Source organism: Micromonospora sp. LOL_021, from assembly GCF_048060215.1.
Taxonomy (GTDB): domain Bacteria; phylum Actinomycetota; class Actinomycetes; order Mycobacteriales; family Micromonosporaceae; genus Micromonospora_E.
This window is the reverse complement of record NZ_JBHMIN010000070.1, coordinates 20,782-27,455: the sequence shown is the minus strand read 5'-3', so window position 1 is coordinate 27,455 and position 6,674 is coordinate 20,782. Positions and strand designations below refer to the sequence as shown.

The 6,674-nt window shown below is 72.2% G+C and carries 10 protein-coding genes and 1 pseudogene; 9 read left to right on the top strand and 2 right to left on the bottom strand.

From position 1 onward, the window contains the following. Positions 1 to 687: 687 nt before the first annotated feature. Positions 688 to 879, bottom strand: coding sequence for a DUF397 domain-containing protein (locus tag ACFHWT_RS28790; protein WP_416597805.1), 192 nt, complete (start codon positions 877 to 879; stop codon positions 688 to 690). After that, the gene (locus ACFHWT_RS28785) at positions 876 to 1,730 is read right to left on the bottom strand and encodes a helix-turn-helix domain-containing protein (protein ID WP_416597804.1); all 855 of its coding nucleotides are present in this window, start codon (positions 1,728 to 1,730) and stop codon (positions 876 to 878) included. Before ACFHWT_RS28785 ends, ACFHWT_RS28790 begins: the two co-directional genes overlap by 4 nt. 227 nt (positions 1,731 to 1,957) lie before the next feature. Between ACFHWT_RS28785 and ACFHWT_RS28780 the strand changes: the two genes are divergently transcribed. The 9 genes and pseudogenes from ACFHWT_RS28780 to ACFHWT_RS28740 form a co-directional block, all read left to right on the top strand. Further along, positions 1,958 to 2,143, top strand: coding sequence for a hypothetical protein (locus tag ACFHWT_RS28780; RefSeq protein WP_416597803.1), 186 nt, complete (start codon positions 1,958 to 1,960; stop codon positions 2,141 to 2,143). After that, positions 2,140 to 2,358, top strand: coding sequence for a hypothetical protein (locus ACFHWT_RS28775; RefSeq protein ID WP_416597802.1), 219 nt, complete (start codon positions 2,140 to 2,142; stop codon positions 2,356 to 2,358). Before ACFHWT_RS28780 ends, ACFHWT_RS28775 begins: the two co-directional genes overlap by 4 nt. Next, entirely contained in the window at positions 2,346 to 2,540 is a 195-nt protein-coding gene (locus ACFHWT_RS28770) for a hypothetical protein (protein ID WP_416597801.1), read from the top strand. Before ACFHWT_RS28775 ends, ACFHWT_RS28770 begins: the two co-directional genes overlap by 13 nt. A 280-nt stretch (positions 2,541 to 2,820) precedes the next feature. Continuing rightward, positions 2,821 to 4,035 carry a TadA family conjugal transfer-associated ATPase gene (locus tag ACFHWT_RS28765; RefSeq protein ID WP_416597800.1) on the top strand — a complete coding sequence of 405 codons (1,215 nt, stop codon included), beginning with the start codon at positions 2,821 to 2,823 and terminating at the stop codon, positions 4,033 to 4,035. Next, complete coding sequence (locus tag ACFHWT_RS28760) at positions 4,032 to 4,880, top strand: type II secretion system F family protein (RefSeq protein WP_416597799.1); 849 nt, start codon at positions 4,032 to 4,034, stop codon at positions 4,878 to 4,880. Before ACFHWT_RS28765 ends, ACFHWT_RS28760 begins: the two co-directional genes overlap by 4 nt. A gap of 17 nt (positions 4,881 to 4,897) precedes the next feature. Beyond that, the gene (locus ACFHWT_RS28755) at positions 4,898 to 5,581 is read left to right on the top strand and encodes a type II secretion system F family protein (protein WP_416597809.1); all 684 of its coding nucleotides are present in this window, start codon (positions 4,898 to 4,900) and stop codon (positions 5,579 to 5,581) included. A 143-nt stretch (positions 5,582 to 5,724) separates the two neighbouring features. Next, entirely contained in the window at positions 5,725 to 5,853 is a 129-nt protein-coding gene (locus tag ACFHWT_RS28750) for a DUF4244 domain-containing protein (RefSeq protein ID WP_233606454.1), read from the top strand. Further along, complete coding sequence (locus ACFHWT_RS28745) at positions 5,850 to 6,275, top strand: TadE family type IV pilus minor pilin (protein ID WP_416597798.1); 426 nt, start codon at positions 5,850 to 5,852, stop codon at positions 6,273 to 6,275. The genes ACFHWT_RS28750 and ACFHWT_RS28745 overlap by 4 nt, the downstream gene beginning before the upstream one ends. Further along, positions 6,272 to 6,658 (top strand): annotated as a pseudogene (locus ACFHWT_RS28740) (Rv3654c family TadE-like protein); the annotation flags it as partial. The gene ACFHWT_RS28745 and the pseudogene ACFHWT_RS28740, both read left to right, overlap by 4 nt. Positions 6,659 to 6,674 lie beyond the last annotated feature (16 nt).

Below are 6,674 nucleotides of genomic sequence, written 5' to 3'. Positions count from 1 at the left end.
CGTGGCCGCCAGCGGGGACAAATGCCGGCCGCCTACGGGGAGATCAGAAAGACCGTTGACAAGGGCTCGCTGCGATTAGCTGCATCGATGTCAGCGGTCGAACCGCGGCCGGACCGGCTGGTCGTCGGCGAATGCCGGGTCGCCGAGGTCGTCAACCTTACCGCGTGTCGGTGAATCGCACACCGGATGGCCCACGCGAAGGGTTTGGGATCGACTCGAGTAGTCGACTTGCTTCGTGGTCACCCTGCGGTTCAACGATGAAGCCCTCGGGCTGCATCGTGGCTGGCAGAGTAAGCCTCGCGGGGTACGCCGTCCGCAAGGGCCTCGACCCCAAATTCATCTGCGCGGCTGTCGCAGCCCTGCACCGGGACAAGGCCCGCCGGACGATGCCAGGGCTGCCATGCGTGACCTCTTGGGTGCACGCGGTCAACGACGCCGGTCACTTCCGCCCGGAGGCTCTGGTTAAGGCTCTTCAGAACGCTGCGGCACGCGGGACCGTCCTCCCTCCAGATGCTGCTCAGCCAAGGCAGGAGATGCGCATGCGGAGCCTGCCCGTCAAGAAACCAGGCGGGCTCCGTTCGGGTCGGGGACAAGACCGTGGGTCGTCGTACGGCCGTGGGGGGTGAGCTGACACCGGGGTCTGCCCCTGGTCCCGGTTGTGGGATCAGGGGCAGACGTTCATCGGGGTCAGCGGAGGTCGAACTGGCCGATATTGATCCCCTTGACGAAGCCGGTCCAGGTGTCGGCGGTGAACGACAGCGCCGGTCCGGCCTGGTCCTTGCTGTCGCGGACCAGGACGGCTCGGCTGGGGTTGGCGACCTCGACACAGTCCCCGCCGGCGTTGCTGCGGGTGCTCTTCTTCCACGCGAGTTCGGTCATGACAGTTCCTCCGCGATCGATGCGATGAGTTTGCGAGACTGCGCCTCGCTCAGTGCCGTGGACTCGACGGCTGACCAGACCTCCTCGTACGCCGCCGCCTCGGCGGGCTTGTCGAGGTAGAGGGCGCCGGTCAGTCCATCGGCGTAGATGTTCGTCGGTTCGTCGGAGCCGTCGAAATTCAGGATGGTGAACGCGCCGTTCGCCAACGTGGCGCGGTGCAGGCCTGCGCTGAACGGCACCACCCGGACGCAGACATTGGGCTGGCGGCTGACGGTGACGATCAGGTTGAGCTGCTCGGCGTCGATGTCGCGCCGGAGCACAGCCTCGTCGAGGATGATGTCGACCTGCGGCGCGGGTGGGGTGGCTCGGGTCAGCAGTGCCTGACGGTCGAGCCGCAAGGCAACCCCTCGGTCGATGTCCTTGCGCTTCATGTCGGGGCGTCCGGCCTCGTATACCCGGGTCGCGTACGCCTTGGTCTGCAGAAGGCCGGGGACCAGGTGCGCCTCGTACTTGCGCAGCCTGGTCGCGCCTGACTCCAGGCCGACGTACAGCTCGAACCACTCGGGGATGGCATCGCCGTACGAGTGCCACCAGCCGCGGGCCTTGGTCTCCTTGGCGAGACCCATCAGCGCCTCGGTGATTTCTGGTGACGCTCCGTACACCTTGCACATGGCTTCGACATCGAGGGAACGCATCGACGTGGCGCCGGTTTCGATGCGCCAGATCTTGGGCGTGGACCATTCCAACGCGGTGGCCGCAGCCTTCACGGTCATGCGGGCCTCCTCGCGGAGCTGCCGTAGATGCCTGCCGAGCTGTCGCCTCGGGACGGTCGAGCCGGTGTCGGTCGTCACTGGATTCTCCTCTCCGCGACTACACACCGGGCGACATCCGCACTCGATATGTAGCACCCATCGACCATGCTCGGCAATAGAACATCACTAGGTGAAGTATCGTCAAGCGTTTCATCTGAAATGAAATATTGCATTGACCAAGGCTGGTGGGAACCATGGTTGCTGGGTGTGGCGGTCGGATGACCGATAGGCCCGGCCGTCACATCCCCCCACTCAAGGAGGGGCGGATGACCCAGCGCGTCAGCTACGAGGCGTACGTCGTCGCAGTCGCACGGACGCTTGCCCGGCGGCACCGGCCGGTGTGGTCCTGGAGCAAGTGGCAGCGGGTCTGTCGGTGCGGGGCGGCGCTGCCCCGCCGGGCGCGGCACCGGATTCCGATCAACCGGGGTCACTGGCCAAAGGAGGGCGAGTGAGCTTCCACATCCCGATCCAGCCGGCGTGGACCTGCGCGGGATGCGCGGATCCCTGGCCCTGTCACACCCGCCGTCAGGAACTGCTCGCGGAGTACGCGGGGGCGACGGTGTCGCTGTCGGTCTACATGGCGACGTGCCTGCTCGACGCGATGATCGACCTGGCGGACAACCGCGGCGGGTACCTGTACTGGCGATTCATGGGGTGGTGGCGCTGATCTCGGTGATCCGGCCCGGTGATGAGGACATGCACTTCGAGGACGGTTCACACCGCTGGTACCCGTTTGATCCCGCCGACGACGACCAGCAGGCGTGGGAGGACCGCGTGCACGAGCACAAGCGCCAGCACCGTGAGGAGGAGCCGCGCCCCCGCAAGCGCTGGCCACGCCGCTCGATCTGACCCTGCCGGTTCACTGCCTACCCGGCGGCCATAGCAGATCACCTCCGGCCGGGAGGAGTTATCCACAGGTAGGTCGGTTGTCCACAGCCTGCCTGATCGTCCAGGCGCGGATGCTGCGTCAGCGTCCACAGTTTCGGCATCGCTCCCCGAGCCGTAGGAGGGCTCAGATGCCGCCGCTGTACCCCGTCGCGATTCGCCGCACCTGCCCGCCGCTCGTCACCGCCAAGGAAAGACCACGGTGTGACGTGGCGGGGCTGGTCGATTGTGCGGTGGCGGTGTCATGACGGCCGGGTGGCCCGGTGGCACGGGTGTCGACGAGGCCGTGGTGGCGGCCCGGGTGCGGGAGCGGTTCGTCTCCGACGGTACGGCGGTGACGCCGGCGTCGGTGGTCGGTGCGGTGCGGGCCGAGCCGGGGGCGGCGTTGCGGGGTAACGCCGGGTTGTTGCGGCTGGCTGACCGGGTGCACGGTGAGTTGGCCGGGGCGGGGCCGTTGGCGCCGTTGCTGGCCGACGCGCGGGTGACCGACGTTCTGGTGAACGGCACCCAGGTGTGGGTGGACCGGGGTGCCGGGTTGGAGCGGGCGGCGGTGGGCGTCGGTTCGGTGGACGAGGTACGCCGGTTGGCGCAGCGGTTGGCCGCGGCGTGTGGGCGTCGTCTTGATGACGGTTGCCCGTACGTCGATGCCCGGTTGCCGGACGGTACCCGGTTGCACGCGGTGTTGCCGCCGGTGGCGGCGACGGGGCCGTACCTGTCGTTGCGGACCTTCCGGCAGCGTCCGTTCCAGTTGGCCGAGCTGGTGGGCAACGGCATGGTTGATCCTCCGGTGGCGGAGTTGCTGCGGGCGGTGGTGGCGGGGCGGTTGGCGTACCTGATCACGGGCGGCACGGGGTCGGGCAAGACGACCTTGTTGAACACGTTGCTCGGGCTGGTGCCGGCCGACGAGCGGATCGTGATGGTGGAGGACGCGGCCGAGCTGCGGCCGGAGCATCCGCACGTGGTGACGTTGCAGGCACGGACGGCCAACGTCGAGGGGGTCGGGTCGGTCGGGCTCGGTGCGTTGGTCCGGCAGGCGTTGCGGATGCGGCCGGACCGGCTGGTCGTCGGCGAATGCCGGGGCGCCGAGGTGGTCGACCTGCTGGCCGCGCTCAACACCGGCCACGACGGCGGCGCCGGCACCCTGCACGCGAACGCGGCCAGCGACGTGCCGGCCCGGCTGGAGGCGTTGGGACTGCTCGGTGGGCTGCCCCGCGCCGCATTGCATGCACAGATCGCGGCCGCCATCCAGGTGGTCGTCCAGCTGCGCCGGTTCGCCGGGCGGCGATTCGTCGACGCGATCTGTCTGCTCACCCCGCACGGGCCGGAGCGGCTGATCACGGTCACCCCGGCCTGGCGGCGCGGGGCCGGTCCGCAGCCGGCCGGACCGACGCTGGCCAGGTTGCTCATCGAACGCGGCGTACCGGTGCCGGCGGTGCTCGACAGCCGGGGGCCGCGATGAGCCGGCGACCCGGCACGTCGCACCGACGTTGGCCGCTGCGGCTGCGCCGCCCGTGGGGACACCGTCGTCGGCTGCTGGCCGTGACCGGTCCGAATCCGGTCCGGTCCAGTGGCGATCCGGACTCGCCGACACCGGCCACCGTTCGGTTCAGCGTCTGGCTGCGGTCCCGGGTGCTGTGGATCGGCAACGCCGCGCGCCGCCATCCACGCCGGGCGCTGGTGGCAGTCGCCGGCGGTGGCGGGCTCGCCGCCGGCTGGCTGGGCGGGCCGGTGGCGGCGGCGATCACCGCCGCGTACCTGGGGCTCGGCCTGCGTACGGCGGCGACCCGGGCCGCCGCGAAGGCCCGGCGAGACCGGCGGGTACGGCAGTTGGACGCGCTGGCCGCGCACGCCGCCGACCTGCGAGCAGGACTGCCGGCGCGGCCGATGGCGTGGCCGCAGCCGGCGACGTTGCCGCAGCCGGCGACGTTGCCGGACCCGGGCCCAACGACGGACACCGCCGCGACCCGGCTCGCCGGCCTGTCGACCGCCGCCGTACGACTGGCGGAGCGCACCGGCGCGCCACTGGCCGAACTGATCGAACGGATCGAAGCCGACGCCCGTGCGCTGGACCGGTCGCGGGACGCTGCCGCCGCGCAGGCCGCCGGTGCGCAGATGACCGCCTGGCTGCTGGCCGGGCTGCCCGCCGGCGGTCTGGCCCTCGGCTACAGCATCGGGGTGGATCCGGTAGCGGTGCTGTTGCGGACCCCGATCGGCGCGGCCTGCGCGCTGGCCGCCGTGGCCCTGCAGGTCGCCGGGCTGGCCTGGGCCGAGCGGCTGAACCGGGCACCGGAGGCGACCAGCTGATGGCCGGCACCCGCGTGATGCTGCCGCCGGCGGTCCGCCCGGTCACGGCGCTCGCCGCCCGTCGCCGGCTTGCCCGGCTCAGTGACAGTCAGCCAGCGGAGTCCGACCTGTCGCGGCTCGTCCGGCCGGTCGCGGTGCTGTCCGGCCTGGCGGTGCTGGTGATCGGCGGCAGCTGGCTCGCCGTGCCGCTGGCCGTTGCGGCCGCTGTCGGTGTCGACCGGGCGCTGCGCCGGATCGAGCCGCCGGCGGTACGCCGTCGGCGGCTACGTGCGGCAGCCGACCTGCCGCTGGCCGCCGACCTGCTGGCGGCGGCGCTGCGCGCCGGAGCGCCGGTGGATCAGGCGGTGGTTGCGGTGGCCGACGCGCTGGCCGGGCCGCTCGGTTCCCGGCTGAGCCGGGTGGCTCGGGCGTTGCGGCTCGGTGCCGAGCCGGCCGAGGCATGGCGGCATCTCGACGCGGTGCCGGGCGGCGAGCGCCTGGCCGCCGCCGCGATCCGCTCCGCCGCCAGCGGCGCCGCCCTCGCCGGTGCCGCGACCAGGCTCGCCGACGATCTGCGGGCCGGTCGTTCGGCGGCGGCCGAGGCGGCGGCCCGCCGCGCCGGGGTGCTAATCGTGCTTCCCCTCGGGCTGTGTTTCCTGCCCGCCTTCATTCTCGCCGGTCTGGTGCCGGTGATCGTCGCCGTCCTCGGCGACGTCCTCTGAGGAAAGGAGTCATCATGCGGTCGACGAAGGTTCCGCCCGACGCGGCGGTGCCGCCGACAGCGACAGCGACGACGGTGTCCGGACGGCGGGAGGTCGGCCGGTGGCGCGGCCGACTGGCCGGCCGGTTGCGCGACGACGCGGGGATGAACACCGCCGAGTACGCCGTCGGCACCCTGGCCGCCGTCGCCTTCGCCGGGATCCTGCTCAAGGTGTTGACCAGCGAGGGCGTGCAGGCCGCCCTCGCCTCGGTCATCGATCGGGCGCTCGGATGAGGCCGCGCCGGCAGGCCGGCGGCGACCGGGGCTCGTTCACCGCCGAGCTGGCCGCCGGCCTGCCGGCGCTGGTCCTGCTGCTGGCGGTCGGGCTGTCCGCCGTCAGCGCCGTGGTCACCAAGTCCGAGTGTCTCGATATGGCACGGTCGGTCGCGCTGGCCACCGCCCGGGGCGACCGCGACGCGGCGGCCCTGGCCGGGCCGCCGGGAGCCGAGGTCTCCGTGGTCGTCGACGGTGACCTGGTCACCGTCACGGTCCGGGCACCGCTGCGGGCGTTGGGCGCCCGGCTCGGGCCGGCGTCGGTCACCGCGTCGGCGACCGCGGCGGTCGAGCCGGGCGTCACTGGGACCGTTGCCGCAGCAACTGGCGGTGCCATCACGGGCGGTGACGGCACCGGATCGCTGCCGGAGCGTCACCGGTGATCGGCCGACGATGCCAGCGTGGGCTGCGTGAACCAGACCGCCCATGCCGGCCCGGGGTCGACGTCGGGCAGCGCGGCAGCGCCAGCCTGTGGCTGCTCGCTGTCGGGTTGACGCTGGTCGCCGCCGGTATGGCCGGCGCGCTGATCGGTGCGGTCCGGCTCGCCCGGCAGCAGGCCTCGGTGGCCGCCGACCTGGCCGCCCTCGCCGGCGCGGCCCGGGTGTTCGCCGGCCCCGGCGTGGTCTGCGACCGGGCGGCCGAGGTGGCCGGACGCAACGGCGGGCGGTTGCGTACGTGCGCCGTCGACGGGATGGAGGTCGTGGTCACCGTCGAGGTGACGCCGATTCCGGCCACCGGCGTCGGGCGGCCGGTGCGGGTGACCGCCCGAGCCGGACCGCTGC